Here is a 25,138-nt window from a genome sequence, read left to right on the forward strand (position 1 = left end):
TTAGAGGCTGCAACAATTTATATGTTTGCAGCCTCTTCATCTATTTCGTCAATTATATCAATGCCCTCAAATACACTTATAATGTTTAACAGTCTCTATTATAGTAATAATTCAACATCTATGTTAAATATGTTTTTTTAATATATCAGTAAAACCTTTACCGTTCTTGATATTCTCACGATTCATAATCATTTCTTTTCCAATATTGATTAACAATCTTTCTGCTTTGATACGTTTATCAGTGTCTTCAATAGTAGTCACATCTGCAACTTTTGAATCACCAACGACTCTTCTTATTATTTCAAGTCCTGCACTACCAGCTGAATCAGCTAATACTGATTCCAGATACCATTTTTTATAGTAATCTTTTTTAGCCATTTCATCAGTTACAATTTCTTTATAAAGTTTATTGAACTTGACAATGAATTTATCTGCTATTTCCTCGATTGTATCGGATAACCAGTCTAGAAAATCATTATCATCTGTATCATCTACATATGCATGTGCCCATGCAAAAAACAGATTACCTATTACATTTCCTACATCATAACCTATAGGTCCATAGAAAGCAAATTCAGGATCCAATACTTTGATTCCAGTTTCATTAGCGAATATTGAACCTGAGTGTAAATCTCCATGAACTAAGGCTTGAGCATTATTCATGAAATTATTTTTCAATTTGCCTACTTCAAGGATTAAATCTTCATCATTATATAAGATTTCTTCAACAAATTTTAGATTTTCATCTAGAATTATATTTCTGCCTTTATAGTCAATATAAGGTTCTGTGAAAACAAGGTCTTCTGATATCTTACATAAATCTTTATTGATATATGCTTTTACTTGATCTTTTTTCTCTCCTGAATCCATAACCAAATCTGTAGTTGGTAATAGAGTATTTACTAAGAAAGTTGTGATATCTTCTGCTAATGTTGGAAAAGTTTTTCTTTGTAATAACTCTGTTCTAAGATTATGATATACTGATACGTCTTCCATTGCTAATACACACATGACAGGATCATATTTATATATTTTAGGAACTAAGTTAGGAGCTAATTTTTCTTGCTGCATCAGTACCATAGCTTCTATTTTGTTTCTATTTACATCTAATGCTCTTCCAGATGATCTAAGTACTGTATCAGCATGTTTAATGATAATTGATTTATTAGTATTCTCATCCCAAACTTTGAATACATAATTTATATTACCATCGCCTATCTCTTTTGCATTTAACTTAGCATTATCGTCAAAATAGTCAAGTTTCTCTAATGTATAATCAATAGCATCTTGCTCGTTCATTTTAAAATGTTTGTCAAATCTAGACATCTAATCATCTCCAATTATTCTACCAGTAATTATCTACTTCTGTAGCAAAATATCTTTTTAAGTCATATGGACTATATATTCCTTTATCTGTTACTACTCCACTTACTAAATGAGGTGGTGTTATATCAAAAGCTGGATAATAAGCCTTAACCCCGTCCAATGTATTTTTTATACCTCTGAACTCTAATACTTCCTTCTGGTCTCTTTCTTCTATCTTAACCTTTTCTATTGTATCTCTATCTGGAATTCCTGTAACAAAATATGGAATACCAAAATATTTTGCAGCAATTGCAATCTGCATTGTTCCTACTTTATTGACGATATGTCCATCTATACATATGGAATCAGCAGCTGATGTAAATAAATCTATATTTTTAGTCTGCATAGTAATAGCTGGCATATTATCTGTAATTACGGTTACATCAAATCCTTGGTCTTTTATTACACTTGCTGTAAGTCTTGCACCTTGAAGGAAAGGTCTTGTTTCTGGGCAGAAGAACTTAACAACTTTGTCTCGTTTTTTAGCCTCTTTTAGCATCATACCTATTATGGTTTCTCCAAAACATTGAGTCATAACGTTACCATTTTGCGGAAACATATCTACTAGATAATTAGCTACTTCACCTATCTTGGAGTATCTTCTATTCATAGAATTAACAGTATGTTTGAATATCTCTTCGTCCACTCTCTGCGAATTTGCAAAAGCTTTTTTTACTACCTCCAGACATCCATTGACAACTAGAGTCATTCTAGGAACTGTCGTAGGTCTTGCATGTGATAATGTATATGCCGCATCTTCTAGATACTTCATCTGTTCTTCTTCTTTTAAGTCTCTACACTCATAAGCTGCAAGTGCCATTCCCATTCCTGCTGCTGTATAAGGTCCTGCACTCTGGGTTACCATATCAGCTATAGCCTGGGCTACTTCCTGATGAGACTCGCAAGTAACAAATCTAACTTCTGTTGGATAAATTCTACGATCTAATATTTTTACTTTTCCATCTTCATACCAAGCAACATTTTCATATCTTAACATAAATGCAAGATCTTTATCTACTCTTTCCATCATTGCTTTTACCTCCTGTGTTCGTTTACCCTGTAAAATTTCTTATGAATGTACCATATATAATGCTCTCCACATTATATATGGTATATTCTGTTGTTGTTATCCTTATTAAATTATTTTCTTCAATGAATCTATATATTATTTTCTAGCTCTTTTATATCTAGGGAATCCAATAATAATAGATATACTACCAATTATTAACATTAATATTGAATATATTGAATACGGTACTATTTCAACAGGTGAAATATGTCCTAACCCTGCTGCCAATAACAGCTGTCCCCCATAAGGTATAAGTCCTTGTACTGCTGCTGAAAAGATATCTAATAGACTGGCAGTTTTTCTTGGGTCGATATCATATTCTTCAGATATATCTTTTGCTAATGGTCCTGCTGTAAGGATTGAGATTGTGTTATTAGTTGTAGCTGCTGTAATTAATCCAACTAAGGCTGCAATTCCGAATTGTCCACCTTTTTTACCTTTTACTTTGGCAGTAACTTTTTCTAATAGATAATCTATTCCTCCATAATATTTCATTAGTCCAACTAGACCAGCAACAACTATTGCTATCATTGATAGATCTTCCATCCATCCCATACCTCTTTGTAAAACTCCTAATAATCCAACGCCATCAAAGCTATTATTGATTAAACCTATGATTGAACCAACACCAATACCTATTCCTAATACAGCCATTACATTAAGTCCTATCAATGCACTAACTATTATAGCTACATAAGGTAATATATTAATTAATGAATAATCAACACTCTCTAAGCTTACTACATCAACTGGAATCATAGCTAATATTATAAGTGTTATGATTACTGCTGGTAGAACAATAAGAATGTTAGACTTGAACTTATCCCTTAGTTCTACATTTTGAGTTCTTGTTGCAGCAATTGTGGTATCAGATATGAATGATAGGTTATCACCGAACATTGCACTACCTACAACTGTCGCTAATACTAGAGCCATACTGATATCCGCTTGATTAGCGATACCAACACCAATTGGTGCTAATGCTGTGATTGTACCCATTGATGTTCCCATTGAAAATGACAGGATACATCCAATGATAAATATTCCTGGTAAGATCATATTGACAGGCAATACTGTTAATCCTAGGTTAACTATTGAGTTTACTGCTCCCATAGCATCTGCTACAGAATAGAAAGCTCCTGCTAATATGAATATGACTACCATCAAAATAATTGTTTCTTCACCACCAGCTCTAGTAAATATTGCTACTTTTTCTCCAAAGCTTGTTTTACCACCTTTTTTATCCAATAATAAAGCAAATCCTGATGCAAAAATAAATGCTACCAGCAATGGCATACTACTAAAATCTCCTGTTATAATGCCTGTGCCCATAAATAATACCAAGAACACTATTAATGGTAATAATCCTTTAAAATTACTATTACTATTATCTTTGTTATTGTTCATGTCTGACCTCTCCTTAATGTTTAGTAGTTTTATAGTAAATCTCAATTAAAACACTATGTAACAATCCTAAGCTCTTTGTCCATATCCTTGGAACATCTTTAACATTTTATTGACTTCTTGCGTATCGAGTATTACAGGTTCACCTATAGATTTTGCTCTATAATAAACCTCTGCACATAACTCAATCTCTTCTGCTTTTCCGAAGGCACTAGATAAGCTCTTAGCACCTACCAATAATCCATGGTTAGCTAAGAATACAGCGTTTCTGTCTTTCATGGCTTCAAATGCATTCTCGGCGAGTTCTTCAGTACTATATGTAGCATATTTAGCGCATCTTACATTTTCACCTCCTGATACTCCTATTAGATAGTGAGTTGCTGGCAGCTCCTGTCGTAGACATGCAAGTATTGTTGAATATACTGAATGAAGATGAACAACTGAATCTATATCATCTCTCTCTTTATAGAAAATTCTATGCATTGAGTATTCTGATGAAGGTCTTTTGTCACCATCAACAACATTATCTTCCAAATCCATTATGACAATATCTTCAGGCTTCATTTCATAATAATCAATTCCACTTGGAGTAATTGCCATCAATCCTTCCTTTCTAATGAAAATACTAAGATTTCCACCAGATCCTTTGGTCAGATTTCTATCAACCATTTTCTTTCCATATTCTACTAATAATTTTCTTTCTTCTTCAAACTTCATCTTATTAATAACCCCTTTCACATATGTATTTCTGATTAATTCTATTATAATGAATGCCTATTTTGCTATGTTTAGTATTTCTATGATATCTTTTACTTCAAGTCTTTTGAATCTACCAACGAATCCAGCTTCGCCAACTGCTTTTTCAGCCATTTCCTCAAATCTATCCAAAGGAATATCTGCTTCTGTCAATGTAGTTTTCAGTCCTAGAGTTCTAAAGAATTCTTCCACTTTATTAATTCCTTGGTCTGCTGCTTCTTCTTTATCAGTATTATCAACTCCAAATACTCTAGTTGCTAACTGATTGAACCTGTCTATATCTTGATTCTTAACGTATTTCATCCATGCAGGGTATATTATTGCCATACCACCACCGTGAGTAATGTCGTATAGAGCACTTATTTCATGCTCGATTCTATGAGAACCCCAGTCAGAAGCTCTTCCCACATCCATAGTACCATTGTGGGCTATTGTCGCAATCCACATGAATTCAGCACAATAATCATAGTTTTTAGGATCTTTTTTAAGCTTAGGTCCTATTTCCAGTAATGCTTTCATTGCTCCTTCAATCAAGTAATCAGTTATTACCACATTTTTAGTTGGTGTAAAATATCTTTCAAATAGATGAGTTAATGTATCTGCTATTCCACAGGATAATAAATATGGTGGAATGGTATAACACATCTCTGGATTAAGTATTGCAAATTCAGGGACTATCACTTCTGTATCAATACCACATTTCAGGTTCTCTTTTTCATTAGTGATAATGCTGCTTTCGGACATTTCTGAACCAGAACCTGGTATAGTCAGCACTACTCCCACTTTCAAAGCTTTTTCTGGAGTTGCTTGTCCTGTATAGAAATCCCACACATCTCCATCATACATAGTTCCCAAAGCTATCGCTTTTGAAGAATCTATTGCACTTCCGCCTCCAACAGCAAGAATAAAGTCAATATCCTGTTCCCTGCATATCTTGATTCCCTCATTTACTAGAGATAATCTTGGGTTAGGTACAACACCATCAAAAATAACATATTCTATATTGTTTTCTTCCAGTGATTTGGTAATCCTGTCAAGTATTCCATATTCTTTCAGGTAATCTCCACCGTAATGTATCAAGACTTTTTTGCTATATCCAGCTACATATTTTCCAACTTCATTTTCTCTGCCTTCACCAAAAACGACTCTTGTTCCTAGTTTACATTCGAAATTTTGCATGTGATTCACTCCTATTCTTCACAACATACAACTTCTATTTTATGTTTTTTAAGGACATCAAGCTGTTCATTAGATAATTTTCTATCTATAATAATTACATCTATATCCTTTATGTCACATATTTTGTTAACTGCTGGTTCTTCAAATTTTGTATAATCCACAACTAAAAATTTTTTCACTGAATTATTAAGCATACCTTTTCTTACTCTAGCTTCCAAATTATGATTATCTGTTACACCGAATTTCACATTTACGGAAGAACAGCTTACAAAAGCTTTATCTGCTGACAGATCCATTAAACTATCTGTTGTCATATAGCCTACATAAGATTTTGTTCTTCGTCTTAAGGTACCACCTAGATTAATGATTTTTATTAAGGAATTGTCAGCTAGTTCATTTGCTATTTTTATGGAATTAGTAATTACAGTCACTTTTTTCTTGCTTAGATTCAAATTTTTTGCTATATAAAGAGCTGTTGTGCTGCTATCAAGCATAATGGTATCTCCATCATCAATGAAGCTGACACTCTTTGCACCAATGACCTGTTTTTCTTTTATGTATATCTGTTCTCTTATCTTAACAGGTACTTCTGTATCAGAGGATTCGTATAAATAAGCTCCTCCACGAACACGTCTGAATTTCATGGTTTTACTTAATTTCTCCAAATCTCTTCTTATGGTTTCTTCTGATACATCCAACATATCACTTAGTTGACTTATGACAATACTTCCATTTTCTTTTAATAGTTCTTCAATCTTTTTCAATCTATCTATAGCTAACATTTTACATCTCCTCTTGATATGTTATAATAAACAACTTTTTAATATGTAGAATAATAATCTTAGCAATAAATACAAATCACATTTAACCACATTTGTTAAATTGTTATTTACATTTTACCACATTATCCAACATTAAGTCAACATTTATATACATTTTTATAAATTATATTTTGTGTTTTAGTAATAAATTAGCTGAGAATGTGGGAAAATGTTATATTTGTGCAGTATAAAAGGAGTCTATAGATTTCATATCATCTATAGACTCCAATAGCTCCAATACAGTTTTTACCAATATTTAGGTAATATGTTACACATCCTATTACTGTCCTATATTAAGATTTTAGTTTTAAAAGAAATCATATAATTATATCCTAAGTCCACATAGCTATTTTTTTCAAAACCATAGGGCAAAAAGAATTCTTTAAATTCTTCTGGTGATATACGACAACTCATTGGTGGTCCAACTGGATAGTCACCTTTTTTACATTCAATAATAACAATTCGTCCCCTTGGTTTCAATACACGATCAATCTCATCAAACAACCTTTTTCCATCTATACTTAAATCAATAGTATGAAGAACTGTTGAGATAAAGCAAATATCAATACTATTATCATCTAGATTAATATTCTCTTTTATATTACAAACCTTAGTCTTAATATTTGTTATTCCATTTTCACCTGCACGTTCATTAAGTCCTTCCAGTACTTCCCCCCATATATCAAGGGCATAGACCATACCTAACTCTCCAACCAATCCAGCCGCCTGTATTGAATAATCTCCTGACCCACAACCTAGATCGAGGAAACTATCTCCCTTTTTAATATTTAATTCATTAAACACCACATCGGGATTATGCATATGATAACTGCTAGGACCACGTCTATGTGTTTTTTTGTGATTGTATGGATGTTCATTCATACATCTATTCTTTTTATCCATTTAATCAACCTCCTTCAATAATTCTTCAACAATACAACTTATAAATAATACATGAATGATTCAATTTTGGTTTCCTGATTCTCATTTTTATTACCATCAAAAGTAAGATTAAGAATAGGTTTCTCGTTACCCTGTTCAAATCCTTTATGCAATATACCTAGTACAATACCTGTATTTTCATACATAGATGCCACAGTTATGTTTCCATCTATTCCATTAAGCTGACCTAACACTTTTGCTTCCCTATATCTTCCATTCGCTCCTGAATAATAACCTATAGTCCTATCTGCTGTTTCTACCAGATTGTCTATCTCATATTCAAAGGGCGATTGACTTGATAAAGCTCTTGATATCAATCTAATATTTTCCTTGAACCTAGCTAATCTTTGCTGCTGAACAACACTGGTTTCATTTATATTGTGGTTCAAGAAGTCTTTCCAGAAGAGCCACATGGTTTCACTTAAAGGGCTATAAACTATTTTATGTCCTTTATCTTCTAATTTGTCAAAAACATCATTATTGAGAATATGGTTATATAGTATCCAAACTTCTCCAACAGCTAAAATCTTTTTATTGTACTTAATGGATTTTGAATCTTCACGGACTTCATTAGCTATCTTAATTAATTCATCAACTGTAAGATTATTGCTCTTAATCACCTTTAGAATATCCTTCAAATATTTATCTCTATAATCTTTCGTCGCTGCCCTTACTATATCACCAGCTAACAAGCCTAAACATATTGAAGTTACATAGTCTTCCTGGGTATTTAACACATCTTCCATAAAAGGAGAGATTACATCTACATCCTTATACCCTTCCTCATCAAGTTTAGTTCTAAGTAATCTACCATACTGTCCATCTGTCTCAGTTCCCTCATTACGTGGTATCAGGAATGCTATCTTCTTATTTTTTTCTTTTAGTGAAGCAAGTTCTGTAAAAACATCTCCTAATAAAGCCGTCAAAGAAAAGTACTCTTCCGTAATTGTGAATTTCCTTCCCATATATATAGAACTTTGGCTTGTTTCTGGTAATGTCCTTGCATCTATTTTGTAATTGATCAAAAGCTCCTTGAAAATATCTGAATAGGGATATAAATAAGGTAGATAAACTATTGTATCTTCATCTATATCCTTCAAAGAATATTTTACATTTGTCTCTTTATGCACAATCTTTTTTTGATAGACCTCTACTGGATTTGCTTTTTTTACACCTATTGAATTGAGACTGTTAATAAAAGCTTCTACTCTCGTTATTACTCCCACACCTGATGAATGTTCATCTACTTCAATGTGAAGATAAGGTTTACCATCCATTTCTTCTCTAAAATAGTGTGAAATGATTGAATCGGGTCCACAGCCATGATGCGTCAACAATATAGCATATAGATTAGGATGTTCTTTAACAAGCTTTGCTGGTTCTAATATATGTTGACCAAAAGGCCAGAACATATTAGGGTATTCTTTTGAAACATCTCCTTCTGGTAAATCATAGAATGGAATTACCTTGTATCCCATATCCATAAGTTTTGAAGGTATTCCCATATTTAACATTGGATCGGCAACTCCGTAAATCTTTGATATCATAACGAATACCTTTTCTTCCGGTTTTATTGACCCAAGAACTTCCTTACCATTTTCCTCCATCTTTTCTTCAAATCTATAGTAAGCTTCTGTACCTTTGCCTAGTGCCTTCTGAATCTGCTCCTTGCTTCTGTTCAATTGTTTTCCCATCTTAGAAAAACTCTCCATCATAAATTTCTTTCCTAGATTAAAGGCAAAAGTTGGAGATAATAATTGTATTCCTTTCTTATCCAACTCCATAGTTTGATTCATAACCTTAAAAGCTAACTGCATGAAAGCACAACCATAATTAACTCTGCTCTTGGAACCTGGATGATCTACTGAAAATAAATCAGGGAAGAATATATAATCAACATTTTTTCCTACTAATTCTGCTACATGACCAGTTATTAGTTTTACAGGATAGCAGGTCTCATCAAGTGCATATTGTTGCCCTAGACGAATAGTCTCTTCATTGGTAGGTTCAGATAATACAACATTGAATCCCAGGTCTTTGAAAATACCATGAAACATGGAAAACATACCAAATGTAAAAAGTGCTCTTGGTATCCCAACAGTTTTCTTATTACCATCAACATTATTTTTATAACCGTCAAATACTATTTCTGTAACTTTGTTATTAAATATTGAAGTATTATCTTGCTTTAATTTATCCTCTCTATGTCTTTCTAGGAACTCTTTATTCTCAATATTAAAACCTTTAAACTTGGTTTTCTTATTTGTCATACCCTCTTTAGCCAATATAGCAGCCCCATATGCTCCTGTAACACTGAAGAAAGGTGGAACAACGATATCTTTTCCAGTTAATGCTCTAAAAGCATTGACTATACCTTGATTGAATGCGACTCCTCCTTGCAAAAATATCTTATTACCTATCTTTTTCTGTCCTACTACTCTTCCAATATAATTTTTGACAATTGAATAGCAAAGTCCAGAAGCAATGTTCTCCATTTTAGCTTCTTTTGATATATTGGAAGCAATACTGGTTTCTATGAAAACAGTACACCTTTCTCCTAGATTAATAGGGGTATCCCCATCAAGAGCCATATCTCCAAATTCATTTATAGGAATATTGAATTTCTTAGCTTGCTCTTCAATAAAAGACCCTGTTCCAGCTGCACATATCTTATTCATCTGAAAGTCAGTTACCACACCATCCTTGATAGATATATACTTTGAGTCTTGCCCTCCAATCTCAAAAATGGTATCAACACTTTTATCTATTGTTACGGCTGCTTTGGCTTGAGCAGTAATCTCATCTTTTACAACGTCTGCTCCTATGAATTTACCTATCATATATCTACCAGAACCAGTAGTACCCACACCTATAACATTAACTTTATCACCGAATTCTTTCATTAATACTTTCAAGCCCAATCTAACGGCTTCTATTGGATTACCTAGAGTTTTTAGATATTTATAGGAAATGATTTCCTTGTTCTCATCCATCAGAACTAGATTAGTACTGGTAGACCCTATATCAATACCTAAATAGCAATCCAAGCGTTTTGTTTCATCTTCTATAGATTTATATATATGCTTATTAAAACTATCACCATTACCATACTCAATTAATTTCGGCAGTTTAACCTCATTATCTTCATTACTATAATCTTCATTAGATTTTACATAGTTCAGTAAATCTATAAGATTAATATTTAGCTCATCGTTTTTAGCTATTATTGCTGCTCCATAAGCCCCAATATTGCTAAAGTGTTCTGGTATAATCAAATCTCCATCCTCCAGATTAAGCACATCTTTTAGAGCGGTAATTATACCTTGATTATGAGCTACGCCACCTGAAAAAAGAATTGGTTTTGTAAGTGGCAGTTTTTTGATGATAGCTCCCCTATAATTCTTAATCACCGCATATGCCAAGCCAAGTAAAATGTCATCAACGGATACTCCTTCCTGTTGATGATGAGTAATGTCTGTTTTAGCAAAAACACTGCACCTACCTGCTATTCTAGGTATTGATTTAGCTCTGTTGGCATATAGTGAATAATCTTCTAACTTCAGATTAAGCCTTGACATCTGTTCTTCTAAAAATGAACCTGTTCCAGCAGAACAATTGGAGTTCATGGCTATCTGTATTTTAGATTTATCCATTCCTTCAAAACCTGTAATATATTTAGCACTCTCTCCACCAATATCGATGATTGATTTAATGTTGCCATCTATTTTAGTACTCCCCTCTACTATTGATGCAACTTCATTAACAAACTCAGCTTTATTTCCTTTAGATAAAAACTTACTCCCGTTACCAGTGACAGCTCCTAATTTTATATCTTCGTTATTATACTGTATTAATACATCTTCAAGTGTTTTAATTAGGATTTGCTTTACTTTACCTTTATGTAACAGATATTTACTATATTTAATTTTACAGTTACTATCCATCAATATTATTTTTATTGCTGAATATCCTATATCAATTCCTATGCTGTACAATTTATTACCTCCTGTATCTAATGGTTTGTGAAAACGAAATTCATTTTCATTGGTGAGGTAATTTTATCATAATCTCATTAAAAAAAGTGTATCTAGTGATACACTATAAGGATTTTAATTATAGAAAGTATTAACTTCCTTGAATTTGAAATTGTTAGACTTACAATCTTTTAATTTATCTATTTTATCTTGTAACTGGTCTTCATTAAGATAACCTAGATTATTTAATTGAATGAGTATATCAAGATATTTCTCATACCTAATCTTATTCTTGTTATCTTTGCCCTTAGTTTGAAATAATATTAATATCTCTTCCATCTCTTCGTTGTCAAATAATCCTAGATTTTTTAGATCAATAATACTTATTTCATCTTCTTTAGACATATCTTTATTTTCAATAGGAATTAACGGCCTTATTGCCAATCGTACTGCTAAGTATATTATTGCAAATAGACAAATACCATAAAAAACAATCATATAACTCACCTACCTTACTTATAATAAAATTTTAAAACTACCAATTAAAATGTTTGTTTTCCAAGTTCAATACTTCAAGGGCTGAATCCACTTATAACTTGTTTTGGGTGATTATGATGTAGTGATTTATTTACATTTACACATAATCAGCGATACCTATATTAATTTTAGCTTATAATTATATGATTGTAAAGAAATCTACAGTGACCATGCACCGGTTAGTATATATACTAAAAAAGGCTGGATTCAGATATCCAACCTAGATTAACATTATATTTATTTTACATTGTTTTCAATTACAAACATACATTCACAAGCACCATCTACCATCCTATTATTGATTCCATCACGATGGAAAGTAATTTTTTCTGGGGAATACGTATTAAAAATAGCATTATCAATACTGCACATTATAGTAGTGAGTTCTGGTACCTTCAAATATTTGAAAAACTCATAAAACATACATTTAGTAACTTTATAAACATATTTGCTTTCTGTTTCCTCAATAATCTCCATTTTATTAAGTTTTGTCGTACCTTCATTCTTTACACGTTTTTGATATTTCACAAGATTTTCGAAAGTTCTCTCTGCTTCTACGTTCCTAAAGTTGGCTTGTTGAACTGCAAGTCCTGAACACAGTATAGTAGCTCTTATTATCTCAAAAGCTTTATCTTTTCCAACTTCTTTTTTTAGTCTTATGTATAACCAAGCAATCAATCCACTGGAATTAATAAATTCCTTTGGTAAATCCATCTCAATACTTTTCTTGAACTTCTTAAAAGTAAGTATTGTTTTTATGAAAAATGATTTTGGATGTTTTAAATATCCTTTTAGAATTCCTATTATAATTAAACCACTGGAAGGGTTTGCTATATTGTCTATATTAGTTTTTAACATAATTATGATCCTCTCCTATTCTTCACTATCTAGTTTTTCTATATGTTCCTTTAAGTACTCTTTTGAATAAGCGAACATTTTCTGTATGGTTTCCTTATTATCAGTTACAAATTGTGTAAATTCTTTTGATGGTTCATCAAAAAAATTCTTATGAAATTTCTCATGTCCTTCATATGCCAATATGCCTTTTTTGGTTAACTCAAAATAAGTGTTTTTATTGTTATCAACCTTTTTATATCTTATCAATAACTCCTTCTTTTCTAATTTCTGTATAATCTTGAAAATTGCACCTTTTGTTACTCCTAATCTCTTGGCTATTGTAGTCATATTATTGTCGATATTATCTTGGATAAATACTAAAGTGTGGATTTCTGACGGATACAACTCAATTCCATTATAATTCCTTTTGACTTTCTCTGTTTTTTTAATAAGTTCCATATAAACACTAGAAACTTCCATAAATTCATTAATAATAGTTTTCATAAAATAATCACCTCTTGAATAGATTTAAGTATTTATTAGTTATTAACATTAAGCTTTTTGTAATACAGGTATACTAAATATAGTAATACAGGCATACTATTTTGTCAAGAAAAAAATACACACCCCAAAAGATGTGTACTCTTTTAATATTATTTTATTAGTAGAAGTAAAATATAGTATTTATTTATAAGTCATTCAATACTTCTTTTAGTAAATCTAAATTGTTACCTAGTTCTGTAAGATCTCCATATTCTTTGAAAGCTTCTCTTGGAAATGTAAAAGAAGTATTATATTTTGATTGATCTAGACTTCCATCTGACCTTGAATTACGAAAAGCAAAGGTTACTATATCTAGATTATCAATCATGGAAAATACAACTAATGCATTAATTCTTGAATTAGTCTGGAAAATTGAATTTGGAGTTACTATAGGCCATTCTCCCTTATATTCTAGATCAGGAGCCAATTCATAAAATATGGTCAAACTATACGGTCTTTCACTTGTTTCCATAGATGTATAGTGCTGCATAAAAGTCTTTTCTGGAGATGGTAAATACCCTGCTATATGGCTTACTTTACTACTGTCACCTACATATGGGGTTTTATATTCTGATAAACTTTCCAAATCATAAGTAAGCATATTGACTCTTACTACAAATCCATATGTAACTATTCCTTTATCATATTTTAGTGTCAAAACATAAATATATTCGCCTTTTTCATTAGGTGATTGAATATACAAGTTCCCATCCATGAAACTAGGATCAATCATATCCGTTTCCATTAATTGATTATCCTTATATATAGATATATCTTCAATAGTAAAATCGTACTTCTTATCGTTTTTTAACTTTTGTGTACTTATAATTAGTTGTTCCCCACTAGCAACTGATACTATATTATCAAATCTATAATCAAAATCAGTTGGATTGATTGAGTCTGCTTGTATATGTTCATTCCCTTTTTTCCAAGAATAACTACCTCTAATTGCTTCTTTAGTCTTTTGTCTTTCTGCACTGACATAGATATTAGGAGGCGAATCATCTCCTTTGATAACTCCTGTACCCAGCAATAATGAAACAACTATAACTGCTACTACTAAAATGGCAGAGAAAATTATCGCAATCTTTGATTTCTTATTATACTTCATAATAGATATTAACCTTTCTTTTAAAGTCTTTTTCTCCTCGCACATAGTTGCCTGTAATACTGAATTAGAATATTTATGCTCTGCAATAACATATATCAAGGTATCACCATATGCTTGTTTTTCTTCATTACTTAGATTTTTGATAACTGTTTCATCACATGCTAATTCACATGCATTATTGATTTCTTTTTTCATGAAATACATCATAGGATTGAACCAATGGATAGAAGTAACAATCATGGTTAACCATTTTACCCATATATCAAAATGTTTTAAATGTGTAGTCTCATGAAGAAGAATATTCTTAAGTTGTGTTTCTGTATATTCCTCATCAGGAATTACAATGCAAGGTCTAATAATCCCTATTAACATAGGTGTTGCAACATCTGGATTCCGAAAAAATCTTACATTACTGATTCCATCAAGCAAACTGTTTAATAACCTATTTTCATTATCTCCAACAAGTTTATTAGACTTCTTCAAATGTATCAAGAATCTAATATATGAATATATGTTTTTAGTAAAAACTATGACTACCCCCAATATCCATATGTTCAAGATATATTTGTCAGCAATATTTTTCAATCCTTTATCACCCATACCAGTAATATAAGCAATTTTTGATTTATATTTTTCAACCTCTTGTGCCACATTGGGCATTATTGAATTCTTATCTGATTCATTAATCTCAGCAGCATTTTTAGGCGTAATAATCTCTATCTGACTTTCACTACTATTGAATACCTTATTCATTACACTATCTTCAAAAGAAATAGGGACAATAAACCTTAATAGAATTATAATCCATATTATATATTGTATAATCTTAGATAGTTTATATTTAACAAATGGTTTTATAGCAAAAAACAATAATGCAAGAATACTACCTGATAATGAAAGGGATAGTATTAGCTTCAATATCTCATTCACTATCATCACCTACTTTAAATAATGTACGTAATTCTTCTATATCTTCATCATCAAGTTTCTTACTCCCCAAAAGGGATGCTATAAGATTCTTGGCACTACCTGAATACAACTTATCAATTAATTTTTGTGTACTATATTCATTATATTCATTTTCTGTTACCTGAGGTTTATAGTAGAATACTTCTTTCTTTGTTGCTAGAACAACTTCTTTCTTACAAAGTCTCCTAAGCAATGTTTTTATTGTAGATGTATCCCAATCACTTCTTATCTCAAGTGTCTTCCTAATATCCGCAATAGGAAGTTCAGTTCCAGCTTCCCATAGAACACGCATAACTTCAAGCTCAGAATCAGAAATTTTGGAAACCAATTTACTCATATACAATTTCTCCTCTCAGGTTACATTCGTAACCTACACATATACAGTTTACTCTTGTAACCTCTATTTGTCAATATAAAAGTGACTATATAAGTCACTCTGATTTTATAGATAAAATTTGAAGTAGCCAATAGTTCTACTATTTAGAAGAAAAAGAGTTTTGTAAGTATATTGACGATGACTACAAGCAAAATAGTATATGTATATGTGAAGTAGTGAGGCAGGACGCCGAACCCAGCTTTTAATCTGACAGCCCTACTGGACTGTCAGAAATAATTATGGACTCGATGTCCATTATTATTTGATGAGCTCAGGACGAGCAAGTAGCTGGCGTAACATATACATATACTATTTTGCAAAAGCCACGTCAGAACAAAACTCTTTTTCTGACATAATTGATATTAATCAACAATTACTTTCATCTCATCTATATGTTTCTGTTCCATTTTATCACCATCTAATTCTCCCGCCAATCTAAATCCTTGCTTAGCCAAAATCACCGCTATCACTTCATTAATAACAGCTGCCGCAGCAATGGTCCCTTGAATTATCTTAGCATATTCAGGAGCTGGTTGCATAAGAGTACTTACTGCAATACCTGTAAAAATAAGTGAAACACCTGAATGAGGCAATAATGTAAGCCCTAGATATTTTTTCACTGTTACTGGTGCTTTAGAAATCACAGCACCAATATATGCTCCTCCTAATTTACCAATGGCACGAGCAACAATATAAACTGCTGTAAAAATACCTGCTCCCGTAATCAAATGAAAATCTAATGGTGCTCCAAGATTAATAATGAGAATAACCATAGCTAACATAACCACGATATTTACATCCTTCATTATCTGCTCTAGTCTTTCCTTTGGTATGAGGTTTGCAAAAACAGTTGAAAAAGTAACACCAACAAGCATTAGATTCATCATAGGTTCTGGTAGAAGATATTCATTAATATACATCCCAATTCCAGTTACCATAACAAGACATGCCAATACTAATATAATCGTGCTTTTACTACCTACTTCTTTTTTTAATACAATTGATGCTAAAAACCCTGTTACAATACCTACTACAATAGACAAAACTATCATAAGTGGTGCATAGTACAAGGGCATACCTCCACCAGCCAAAACATTAGATACTATCCCTACTACCAAAAAGAAAACAATCAATGCAATTACATCATCTAGGATAGCTAAAGGCATCAACGTTCTTGTAACTGGTCCTTTCGCTTTATACTCATTGATTATGGATAAAGAAGGTGCTGGTGCAGTTGCTAATGCAATAGCGCCAAAAATGAACGCTAAATATATTGGAATATCCATAAATGCAAAGATACACCCAAAAGCTATAGTGACAATCAAGAATGTCCCAAAAGCTTCTGTAAAACATATTGTTATAATCTGCTTACCTGATTTCTTAAGATCCTTCCAAATCAATTCCGTACCTATAAAAAGTCCTACTGTCACTTCGCAAATACTGCTAATGATATGGAACCATGTACTATGCATCATACTATTACTTAACCATCCCAAAGCATATGGTCCAATTATCATCCCAGTCAATAACCATCCCAGTATAGCAGGCATTTTTGCTTTTGCTACCAATTTACCAACAATCATTGCAATAAAAATAAAACCTATCAATAATATTATTCCTTTTACCATGTTCATTTCCTCCACAACTGCTTAATCTATTATTCCGTATAAAAGCATATTTATCATTTTCACATATTCTGTTGTATATTTCTCTACCACCCAGGATTCACCCTCCATATATTGAGTATTATTCTGCTGAATTTTAATATGCAGATGATTCCCTATACCTATAATCATATCAATTACATCATCTATAATTATATCTGGTTTTAAATTAAGATGTCCTATAATTTCACACCAGAACTCTTTATTAGTTTCATCAATGGGTTTTCTTAACAAATTTATTTCATATATCAAATGTTTTGGCGGATTAAAGGTTGACGAATAAAATATCTGCTCATAATAAGGATATTGATGAAAAAAAATAAACCTTTTTTGAATAAAATCTCTAAAATTATCTTCCATGTTTGAATGTAATATCTTAAAGTTATCCTTTAAATAATTACTTAAATCAATAAAAAGCTTCTCCACACAGAGAAGAAAAATCTCATCCTTGTTTTTGTAATAGTGAAATAACATCCCTTTAGAAATATTATGATTCTTACATATATTATTGATGGATGCTGACGTATAATCTTTTTCACCAAATTCCTGTAAGCTGGCTTCCAAGATCTTTTTTCTACTATTTTTGTTTTGTTCTTCCCTATTCAATCTAATGACCTTCCTTCAATATTATACAACCAGATAAACAAACCATCTGGTCTGTATTTTAGTATAACAAACTTCTATCCTTAATTCAACCATTATAGCTATATATCTACAACAATTGACAAATACAAAAAGGACTGTCTCATATGTACAGTCCCTTGCTATTGGTATTATATTAACTTGTTATTTCTTTTTATACGCAACTGCATCCATCATACATAAACACCTATCATCAAAGAAATCTGTTGTCAAGGTCATCCTTGCAGGTACTTCATCTCCAAAAACTTCATAAAACACATCACATCCAAAATCTATATTTGATTGTACTATCTCCTGAATCCTGTTTAGTTTAAAAATTCTGTAATCTTGTTTATCCAAGCAGTAAGCAGCTACATACCATGTGTACCACATATATTTAAGCATAACTGGTTCAATATTTCGTTTAGTAATCAATTGGTCTGCATTACAATATATAACTGTTACCATTTTTTTGTTGACAATAGCATCTGACAGTACTCTCATATATTTGCTTATACATTGATTTTCATTTATTATACTAAAGTCTATACTTATAATCTCATTATTATCGGATGACAAGGATTTATTTTTAGAGTCTTCGTTATCTGTTCATTTTCAAGAGTAGTCTCTAGTCCTTTCAATGCAATTATAATTGCCTCTATATCATTATTGGTCATAGGCTGTTTCATTACCTTAAAAGTGTCATTAGGTCCTAGAAGTCCGTACACACCATTTTCAAGTGTTATATTTATATTATCATTCGCATTTTTTTCACCATATGTTTTAGTTATATTTTGTATTTCTAATCTATTCATGACTCTCCTCCTCATATTATCTATTCAATTTTTTCTTGATCGCCAACACACTAAATAAAATTCCTGTGAAAATAGTCGCTATCAGAACAACATTGCACACATTGATTACTCCAAAATCTCTTCCCAATATACTAATTTCTCCAGCATACATTCCAATGAATCTATCAGGATAAAGTATTAGCTCTTCATAATTTCCTTTTGTCAGTATACTAAGCAATGGATAAGGTAAAAATTTCATGAGGGTACATACTCTACCTAGACCCATGAATATTAGAACAGCACTTATAGATGCCAAAGAAGTAGAGGATATCAATGAAAAAAAACAAGCTGCTACTGATATACTGATGAATACACCTGTCATTGTCATAATTTTTAATAGTAGATACTCATTAATGGTATAAGCCTTATTAAAAAGAAATCCCATGTCAGATATTCGAAATGCTCCCAATTCTCCATTCACAGGCAACCCATATTGAACAACAGTTATTATGAAAGTAACTAACAAATAGATACTATACAATACTATAGGTAATGTTACTGCTAATGCTACTTTTGAATATAATTCCTTGAATTTGTTTTTGGATGATAGTATTATATTGTCTACACCTGATATTTTTTCATCTGTATATATATTAGAGAATATTAAAATCAAAATAATAATTATGATAGCTGACATTAATGGATAATCTATTCTATGATCCATGACTTTGTAGAAATCTACATCTTTGTATTCTTCATATTTAATATTCTTTAGTTGTTCCCGCATCTTCTTAGAAAACCCACTGGCTGTTTCATCATTTTGGGATGCGTTCAAAATTTGATTCATCTGTATTATTTTGTTATTATACTTCTCTTGTGCAATCTCTTGTTTAGGTCTTGTATCTATAACTAATCTATAGTTTTCATCCCGGAATGAGTGTTCTGTTTCTAGTGTGGGTTTTATTAAAAATATAATTCCAGACAGAAAAACGAATAATGCAATAATTATCAAGCCTATTTTTGCTTTAAATATCTTTTTTAGTTCCCAAGAAATCATCTAAGTATGCCTCCTTTTTTTGAATACAGAAAGATTATAGCATCCCAAACTTTCACGTGATTAAACTAAACCTTAAATAAACCTTACAAATGAAAAAATGTGAATAAGTCTTAATCTATAGCTTATTTCATAACAGACAAAAAACCGATAAGACATGGTTTATTTGTCTTATCGGTCTATTTTATACAATTATCAAATAAGCAAGCCAAGTATGAGGGCATGTAATTATTAACAGTTACATGCCCTATACTCTCATCTATAGAGATAAAAATCACCAACAGCTTTCACAAGCGTAGTGGAGTCATTTTTCTTACTTATATAATATGCTATATATAGCACATTAGTATCAATTTATGTATTTTTTGATTATATTAAGATATTTTTCAACATTAGTATTCTAGTTATTATCTTCGTCATACAACAGTTCATAGGCTAACTTAAAGCCTGTTTTAAAGCCATAGACAAAGTGGATTTTATTCCCTACTACAGAACGTTGTGATTTTATATCCAATAGTTTATCGTATATTTGTCTTTGCTCTTGGCTAATTTGTTTTAAAAATTCATTTTCTTCCTTAATGACTTCTGAACTGCATTTATTATATTCATCTGTTCCGATGAAATTCTTAAACGAATCAATTTCTCCGTTAAATAATTGTTCTATTATTGGTTTCATATAATCCTCCTTTAATCGTGCAATCAATAAAAATGCATTGAATTCCACAATAAACGGATGTATAATATATTTACCTCTGCTTATTGTGGAGGGTGTAGAAGTAGTGTTCTAGTTTAGCGACAAGTCACTACTTCTTTTATTTGTCCTTAAGCTCATCTGCTATCCTATCTATCCCCTTTCGGATGACATCAGAACGATTAGAATTAAGCTTTACAGCACACCAATCTAATCTATCCAATGTATCTTTATCAACACGTATTCGTATCGCCTTATCCTTAGGATTATCAGATAGCGGACGCCCCATTTTTTTAGGCATTGTGTATTCACCTCCCTTTTAGTGCCTACAACAAGTATATTATTGTAGGCACTAAAAGTCAATAGTTTTATATTACATTATAGATTAGTTCATTTTTAATAATTATTGTCAAGTAGCTATTTTTTTAAATTTTGTTATAACAAAGCAAACAGCACTCTTATTAATAAAAGTGCTGTTTGCTTTGTTTAATGATATAAAACTACCCTTAATCTATATTATTATTTTTTTTGCTTGGACTTTTCATTAGTCTCTTTAGTTTTCTTATCTTCTTCAACTATTTGTATTCCACAGCTGCATCCTCCTGAATTTTTAAATAGCTTATTCAAAAGTGACTTTTTCTCTTTACTCATATTTTTCACCTCCTCTACCAATAAGTTATTTTTATATAGCAAATAGATTAAACATGTATCCTGCAATTGTAGCTACTAGAAATACTGATACTACAAAAGCAATAACCATCTTTTTCTTGAATATTGTATTCAGCAATGTAACTTCAGGTATACTTGCTCCTGCTCCACCGATTATTAACGCCATTATAGCTCCTATACTCATACCTGATGAATTGAGTGCTTTTGCTATTGGAATCATAGTCTCTGTTCTAACATACATAGGAACTCCTATGATAGAAGCTACAGGAACTGCAAATAAATTGTCTGGTCCAGCAACTTTTGCTATAAGATCTTCTGGAACAAATCCATATATGAATGCTCCTATTCCTGCACCAACCAATAAATAAGGTATAACCTTTATAAATAGTGAAAAGGTATCCTTTAATGCTAATTTCATTACTTGTAGATGTTTTTCTTTCCTTGTTCCTTCAAGAATGTCATAAGTTATTTCATCGTCGTGTCCACCTTTTATGGCAACATTTTTTATTTGTTTCTCCATTCCTAGTTTTTCTAGTAATATACCCGCTAAAACTGCAAAAATGAATGTGAATACTGCATAGATTACAGTTACTTTTATACCAAAAAATTTTAGGAAAAGAATAATAATCATTGGATTTAATATTGGTGAAGATATTAAAAATGAGATTGTTCCCCCAAAAGGTGCTCCGCTTTTAAACAACCCAACTAGTATAGGTATAGTTGAACAAGAGCAAAATGGAGTTACTGCACCTAGTAAAGCACCTAAAATATTTTGAAATCCTTTACGGGGCTTTGTCAATATATTTTTTATTGTGTGTTTTGAAATATATCTTTGAAGTAATGCCACTAGAAAACTTATTCCAATAAACAATGCAATAAGTTCTCCCATAATTAATTTAAAAAAATCTAGTGCTACTGAAAAATTATTTACTTGAAACATTATTATGTCCTCCTTTGATAGTTGATTTTTTTTGTTTATGGGTTTATTATAATGTATATATGCAAAAATAAAAGTACTTACTTTTAAGTTACTAGTAACTTTTTAGATACTATAAATCAACGAAACCCTTAAGAAATGGAGGACTACAGATGGAAACCAAATCAGAAAAAATTGAAGCTTTAACAAGTTCAGAGTGTGGAATCGAATTCACTTTATCAATAATGGGAGGAAAATGGAAACCATTGATTCTATGGTTTTTAGCTAAAAAAGGTGTTAAAAGATATGGTGAGATCAGAAAATTCATACCAACTGTTACCAATAAAATGCTTAGCCAACAACTGAAAGAATTAACAAATGACAAACTCATTTATAGAAAAGATTATAAAGTAATTCCACCAAAAGTAGAATACAGTATTACAGAAAAAGGTAAAACCCTAATGCCCATGTTAGATTTCATGTGCTCTTGGGGATATGAATATAAGAGCCAATCAAAATAATGTGTATATATACACTAAAAAGGACTGTCTCACAATAGCATCTAAGAGTCCTAGATTATGGACTGCGAAAAAGCATATGGTGAGACAGTCACTTTTATATAACTATCATCTGCACAAAGGTATTTTATTAAGTAACACTTATCTATATAATATTAATTATTTAACTTCCCTCAAATTATTTTTGCTATTTTTTACTAATGGTAACTTAGGTTTAACTATTTCTATTGCATTCTGGGGACAACTTGAAATACATTCCCCACATCTTATACATTCTAGACTATTGGGATTCTTATAAACATCAACTTGCATTTTACATTTTCTACTGCAAATACCACAACTTGTGCATTTGTCTGAATCAATCTTCAATCTATATAAACTTATAGGATTAAATAATGAATAAATGGCTCCAAGTGGACATATGAATCTGCAAAAAGGTCTGAATATGAAAATTGATAGTATAACTGTAATAACCAATAATGCTATTTTCCATGTGTATAAAAATCCAATAACTGCTCTTAATGGTTTGTTTAGTAGAACAAGAGGTATTCCACCTTCCAAAGTTCCTGCGGGACAGATGAATTCACAAAAAGTAGGTTTTCCCATACCAACAATATTGACCCAGAACATGGGAAGCAAGAATACAAAAATCACTAAAATTAAATACTTTAAATATTTTAGTTTATTAAAGGTTTTGTTGACTTTTAATTTTGGTAATGGAATCTTATGTATAAGTTCTTGAATTAGCCCGAAAGGACATAACCAACCACATACAAATCGTCCTACTAAACTTCCTATCAGCATCAAGAGACCTATCATATAAAATGAAAATTGATATTTTATTCCTCCAATTACTGCTTGGAGAGACCCGATAGGACAACTTCCTAGGGCTCCAGGACAAGAATAACAATTAAGTCCTGGAACACATATTTTTTTCATCTTACCAGTATATATTTTACCTGTTGAAAAACCTTTTAGATGTAAATTAGTGATAATAGCTGTCATTACTTGAACAATTCTTCTTAAATATCTACCCAATTCCTATGCACTCCAAACATACATTAATCGCTTTCTTGAAAACATCATTTAACTCACCTCTATACAAACCTACACCAATAAAAACGAAACTTAATGTTATTATAAAAATTCTAATATACTTTTTCACCTAATAGCCCACCTTATACTATTTTAAGCGCTTAATAATTTCTTCTTCATAAGCCTCTTTTGCATTTTCTCTAGGTGCTCCTATCTGTATATCTCCTACCTTTTCACCTTTTTCGTTGACAAATATTGTTGTAGGTGTAGCAGTCAAATTCTTTAGATATTCATTCAAACTATCGTCTGGTACTATATTTGTATATTCTACTCCTGTTTTTTCAATTATTGTTTTTGTTAATTCTAGCTCCTCTGAGCCATCTGTTACTATTCCTATTACATTAATATCTTTTTCTTTCATATCCTTATACAGTTCTTGTAATTCTGGCATTTCGTTAACACATGCTCCACAAGTTGTTGCCCATACATTAATCATTGTAAGTTTTTTGCCTTCAAAAATACTGTTGTCTACATCATTACCATTTGTATCTTTTGCTTTGAATTGAGGGACAACTGTAAAAGACTCACTTGCTCTTTTATCTCTTTCTTCCAGTGTTACAATTTCTATGAATTCTATTGATTTTAACAGTTCTTCTGATGTCACCAGCATATTTTTATACTGTTTTTCTTCATCTGTTTTTTCAGTTATCTTACTCTTATCAGGAGTAACTATTATATACATATAATCATTTTCTTCATGTGTAGTTATATTAGGTTCATGTTCAAAAAGCAACCAATTTTCTTCAGTCAAGAAATCTTTCATTGACTTACCATTTTCTATCATTTTATTCCATTCATCTATTGAAACCATAAATACATTTGCCAAATTTTGTGGTTTCTGATTTATATTATAATCCCACAGTACACTTCCCTGTATTTCCATATTATATCCTGATTCAGTCTTTAATTGAAAACCTCCATTTACACATCCCATCATATCATCAAAATTTTCATGCCATAACTTTGGATAAGTTAGTAATATACCCATTTCTTGCATTTTAAAATTTTTTGGATTAACACCTTCCAATATTTCTTCTGAAGGATTTAGCTCTTCTTGAGAGTCATCTGGTTGTTCTTTCTCATCTACTGAATTGTCTTGTTGTTCTATCTTGTCATCTTGTTTTTTCTTATTATCTTTTTCCTTTCCACATCCTATTATTGAAATACTTAGACATGCAATTAATAAAACCGTTATTATTCTTTTCATCATATTGTTAACTTCCTTTCTATTTT

At 31.3% G+C, this 25,138-nt stretch carries 26 protein-coding genes; 1 reads left to right on the forward strand and 25 read right to left on the reverse strand.

Annotated features, from left to right (window positions below):
• Positions 1-123 precede the first annotated feature (123 nt).
• From mtnK to HYG85_RS03575, 22 genes are all read right to left on the reverse strand, one after another.
• Complete coding sequence (gene mtnK / locus HYG85_RS03475) at positions 124-1,326, reverse strand: S-methyl-5-thioribose kinase (protein ID WP_212692302.1); 1,203 nt, start codon at positions 1,324-1,326, stop codon at positions 124-126.
• A 19-nt stretch (positions 1,327-1,345) separates the two neighbouring features.
• Positions 1,346-2,395 carry an S-methyl-5-thioribose-1-phosphate isomerase gene (locus HYG85_RS03480; protein WP_330619213.1) on the reverse strand — a complete coding sequence of 350 codons (1,050 nt, stop codon included), beginning with the start codon at positions 2,393-2,395 and terminating at the stop codon, positions 1,346-1,348.
• Positions 2,396-2,530: 135 nt separating this feature from the next.
• Complete coding sequence (locus HYG85_RS03485; protein ID WP_113671705.1) at positions 2,531-3,841, reverse strand: Na+/H+ antiporter NhaC family protein; 1,311 nt, start codon at positions 3,839-3,841, stop codon at positions 2,531-2,533.
• Between the two features lie 66 nt (positions 3,842-3,907).
• The gene (locus HYG85_RS03490; protein WP_212692303.1) at positions 3,908-4,555 is read right to left on the reverse strand and encodes an L-fuculose-phosphate aldolase; all 648 of its coding nucleotides are present in this window, start codon (positions 4,553-4,555) and stop codon (positions 3,908-3,910) included.
• A 57-nt stretch (positions 4,556-4,612) separates the two neighbouring features.
• Entirely contained in the window at positions 4,613-5,773 is a 1,161-nt protein-coding gene (locus tag HYG85_RS03495; RefSeq protein WP_212692304.1) for an iron-containing alcohol dehydrogenase, read from the reverse strand.
• An 11-nt stretch (positions 5,774-5,784) separates the two neighbouring features.
• Positions 5,785-6,555 (reverse strand): DeoR/GlpR family DNA-binding transcription regulator, encoded by a 771-nt coding sequence (locus tag HYG85_RS03500; RefSeq protein ID WP_113671708.1) that lies wholly within the window; start codon positions 6,553-6,555, stop codon positions 5,785-5,787.
• A gap of 327 nt (positions 6,556-6,882) precedes the next feature.
• Positions 6,883-7,497: a class I SAM-dependent methyltransferase gene (locus tag HYG85_RS03505; protein WP_212692305.1), complete on the reverse strand. Its 615-nt coding sequence runs from the start codon at positions 7,495-7,497 to the stop codon at positions 6,883-6,885.
• A 38-nt stretch (positions 7,498-7,535) separates the two neighbouring features.
• Entirely contained in the window at positions 7,536-11,531 is a 3,996-nt protein-coding gene (locus HYG85_RS03510; RefSeq protein WP_212692306.1) for an acyl-CoA dehydratase activase, read from the reverse strand.
• Positions 11,532-11,645: 114 nt separating this feature from the next.
• Entirely contained in the window at positions 11,646-12,008 is a 363-nt protein-coding gene (locus tag HYG85_RS03515; protein ID WP_212692307.1) for a hypothetical protein, read from the reverse strand.
• 276 nt (positions 12,009-12,284) lie between these two features.
• Positions 12,285-12,905: an L-2-amino-thiazoline-4-carboxylic acid hydrolase gene (locus tag HYG85_RS03520; protein ID WP_212692308.1), complete on the reverse strand. Its 621-nt coding sequence runs from the start codon at positions 12,903-12,905 to the stop codon at positions 12,285-12,287.
• Between the two features lie 15 nt (positions 12,906-12,920).
• Positions 12,921-13,388 (reverse strand): MarR family transcriptional regulator, encoded by a 468-nt coding sequence (locus HYG85_RS03525; RefSeq protein ID WP_212692309.1) that lies wholly within the window; start codon positions 13,386-13,388, stop codon positions 12,921-12,923.
• 184 nt (positions 13,389-13,572) lie between these two features.
• A complete protein-coding gene (locus tag HYG85_RS03530) occupies positions 13,573-15,468 on the reverse strand; it encodes a M56 family metallopeptidase (RefSeq protein ID WP_212692310.1) in 1,896 nt (631 codons plus the stop codon).
• Complete coding sequence (locus HYG85_RS03535) at positions 15,461-15,844, reverse strand: BlaI/MecI/CopY family transcriptional regulator (protein WP_212692311.1); 384 nt, start codon at positions 15,842-15,844, stop codon at positions 15,461-15,463. The genes HYG85_RS03530 and HYG85_RS03535 overlap by 8 nt, the downstream gene beginning before the upstream one ends.
• Before the next feature lie 401 nt (positions 15,845-16,245).
• Positions 16,246-17,511, reverse strand: coding sequence for a cation:proton antiporter (locus HYG85_RS03540; protein WP_212692312.1), 1,266 nt, complete (start codon positions 17,509-17,511; stop codon positions 16,246-16,248).
• A 21-nt stretch (positions 17,512-17,532) separates the two neighbouring features.
• Entirely contained in the window at positions 17,533-18,153 is a 621-nt protein-coding gene (locus HYG85_RS03545; RefSeq protein ID WP_212692313.1) for a TetR/AcrR family transcriptional regulator, read from the reverse strand.
• Positions 18,154-18,333: 180 nt separating this feature from the next.
• Complete coding sequence (locus HYG85_RS03550; protein WP_212692314.1) at positions 18,334-18,672, reverse strand: helix-turn-helix transcriptional regulator; 339 nt, start codon at positions 18,670-18,672, stop codon at positions 18,334-18,336.
• Positions 18,673-18,719: 47 nt separating this feature from the next.
• Positions 18,720-18,983, reverse strand: coding sequence for a hypothetical protein (locus HYG85_RS03555; RefSeq protein WP_212692315.1), 264 nt, complete (start codon positions 18,981-18,983; stop codon positions 18,720-18,722).
• Positions 18,984-18,999: 16 nt separating this feature from the next.
• Complete coding sequence (locus tag HYG85_RS03560) at positions 19,000-20,019, reverse strand: hypothetical protein (RefSeq protein WP_212692316.1); 1,020 nt, start codon at positions 20,017-20,019, stop codon at positions 19,000-19,002.
• 397 nt (positions 20,020-20,416) lie between these two features.
• On the reverse strand, positions 20,417-20,692 hold the full coding sequence (locus tag HYG85_RS03565) for a DUF6809 family protein (protein ID WP_212692317.1): 276 nt from the start codon (positions 20,690-20,692) through the stop codon (positions 20,417-20,419).
• 136 nt (positions 20,693-20,828) lie between these two features.
• On the reverse strand, positions 20,829-21,008 hold the full coding sequence (locus tag HYG85_RS03570; RefSeq protein ID WP_212692318.1) for a CopG family transcriptional regulator: 180 nt from the start codon (positions 21,006-21,008) through the stop codon (positions 20,829-20,831).
• Between the two features lie 218 nt (positions 21,009-21,226).
• Complete coding sequence (locus HYG85_RS24480) at positions 21,227-21,358, reverse strand: hypothetical protein (RefSeq protein WP_275540576.1); 132 nt, start codon at positions 21,356-21,358, stop codon at positions 21,227-21,229.
• 31 nt (positions 21,359-21,389) lie between these two features.
• The gene (locus tag HYG85_RS03575; protein ID WP_113671724.1) at positions 21,390-22,316 is read right to left on the reverse strand and encodes a permease; all 927 of its coding nucleotides are present in this window, start codon (positions 22,314-22,316) and stop codon (positions 21,390-21,392) included.
• Positions 22,317-22,465: 149 nt separating this feature from the next.
• On the opposite strand from HYG85_RS03575, the gene HYG85_RS03580 reads away from it, so the two are divergent.
• Positions 22,466-22,813: a winged helix-turn-helix transcriptional regulator gene (locus HYG85_RS03580; protein WP_113671725.1), complete on the forward strand. Its 348-nt coding sequence runs from the start codon at positions 22,466-22,468 to the stop codon at positions 22,811-22,813.
• 156 nt (positions 22,814-22,969) lie between these two features.
• Here the strand turns inward: HYG85_RS03580 and HYG85_RS03585 are convergent, their stop codons facing one another.
• The 3 genes from HYG85_RS03585 to HYG85_RS03590 are packed head-to-tail and all read right to left on the reverse strand — an operon-like array spanning position 22,970 to position 25,115.
• Positions 22,970-23,815, reverse strand: coding sequence for a 4Fe-4S binding protein (locus HYG85_RS03585; protein WP_212693691.1), 846 nt, complete (start codon positions 23,813-23,815; stop codon positions 22,970-22,972).
• A 25-nt stretch (positions 23,816-23,840) separates the two neighbouring features.
• The gene (locus tag HYG85_RS24485; protein WP_273327089.1) at positions 23,841-23,975 is read right to left on the reverse strand and encodes a CD1871A family CXXC motif-containing protein; all 135 of its coding nucleotides are present in this window, start codon (positions 23,973-23,975) and stop codon (positions 23,841-23,843) included.
• Positions 23,976-23,993: 18 nt separating this feature from the next.
• On the reverse strand, positions 23,994-25,115 hold the full coding sequence (locus tag HYG85_RS03590; protein WP_212692319.1) for a TlpA disulfide reductase family protein: 1,122 nt from the start codon (positions 25,113-25,115) through the stop codon (positions 23,994-23,996).
• Positions 25,116-25,138: the final 23 nt, after the last annotated feature.

Source organism: Vallitalea guaymasensis, assembly GCF_018141425.1.
In the GTDB taxonomy this organism is placed as follows: domain Bacteria; phylum Bacillota; class Clostridia; order Lachnospirales; family Vallitaleaceae; genus Vallitalea; species Vallitalea guaymasensis.

Coding starts and splice junctions, on each gene's coding strand:
- mtnK (WP_212692302.1), bottom strand. CDS start 1,326: ATGTCTAGATTTGACAAACATTTTAAAATGAACGAGCAAGATGCTATT.
- HYG85_RS03480 (WP_330619213.1), bottom strand. CDS start 2,395: ATGATGGAAAGAGTAGATAAAGATCTTGCATTTATGTTAAGATATGAA.
- HYG85_RS03485 (WP_113671705.1), bottom strand. CDS start 3,841: ATGAACAATAACAAAGATAATAGTAATAGTAATTTTAAAGGATTATTA.
- HYG85_RS03490 (WP_212692303.1), bottom strand. CDS start 4,555: ATGAAGTTTGAAGAAGAAAGAAAATTATTAGTAGAATATGGAAAGAAA.
- HYG85_RS03495 (WP_212692304.1), bottom strand. CDS start 5,773: ATGCAAAATTTCGAATGTAAACTAGGAACAAGAGTCGTTTTTGGTGAA.
- HYG85_RS03500 (WP_113671708.1), bottom strand. CDS start 6,555: ATGTTAGCTATAGATAGATTGAAAAAGATTGAAGAACTATTAAAAGAA.
- HYG85_RS03505 (WP_212692305.1), bottom strand. CDS start 7,497: ATGGATAAAAAGAATAGATGTATGAATGAACATCCATACAATCACAAA.
- HYG85_RS03515 (WP_212692307.1), bottom strand. CDS start 12,008: ATGATTGTTTTTTATGGTATTTGTCTATTTGCAATAATATACTTAGCA.
- HYG85_RS03520 (WP_212692308.1), bottom strand. CDS start 12,905: ATGTTAAAAACTAATATAGACAATATAGCAAACCCTTCCAGTGGTTTA.
- HYG85_RS03525 (WP_212692309.1), bottom strand. CDS start 13,388: ATGAAAACTATTATTAATGAATTTATGGAAGTTTCTAGTGTTTATATG.
- HYG85_RS03535 (WP_212692311.1), bottom strand. CDS start 15,844: ATGAGTAAATTGGTTTCCAAAATTTCTGATTCTGAGCTTGAAGTTATG.
- HYG85_RS03540 (WP_212692312.1), bottom strand. CDS start 17,511: ATGGTAAAAGGAATAATATTATTGATAGGTTTTATTTTTATTGCAATG.
- HYG85_RS03550 (WP_212692314.1), bottom strand. CDS start 18,672: ATGAGAGTACTGTCAGATGCTATTGTCAACAAAAAAATGGTAACAGTT.
- HYG85_RS03555 (WP_212692315.1), bottom strand. CDS start 18,983: ATGAATAGATTAGAAATACAAAATATAACTAAAACATATGGTGAAAAA.
- HYG85_RS03560 (WP_212692316.1), bottom strand. CDS start 20,019: ATGATTTCTTGGGAACTAAAAAAGATATTTAAAGCAAAAATAGGCTTG.
- HYG85_RS03565 (WP_212692317.1), bottom strand. CDS start 20,692: ATGAAACCAATAATAGAACAATTATTTAACGGAGAAATTGATTCGTTT.
- HYG85_RS03570 (WP_212692318.1), bottom strand. CDS start 21,008: ATGCCTAAAAAAATGGGGCGTCCGCTATCTGATAATCCTAAGGATAAG.
- HYG85_RS24480 (WP_275540576.1), bottom strand. CDS start 21,358: ATGAGTAAAGAGAAAAAGTCACTTTTGAATAAGCTATTTAAAAATTCA.
- HYG85_RS03575 (WP_113671724.1), bottom strand. CDS start 22,316: ATGTTTCAAGTAAATAATTTTTCAGTAGCACTAGATTTTTTTAAATTA.
- HYG85_RS03580 (WP_113671725.1), top strand. CDS start 22,466: ATGGAAACCAAATCAGAAAAAATTGAAGCTTTAACAAGTTCAGAGTGT.
- HYG85_RS03585 (WP_212693691.1), bottom strand. CDS start 23,815: ATGACAGCTATTATCACTAATTTACATCTAAAAGGTTTTTCAACAGGT.
- HYG85_RS03590 (WP_212692319.1), bottom strand. CDS start 25,115: ATGATGAAAAGAATAATAACGGTTTTATTAATTGCATGTCTAAGTATT.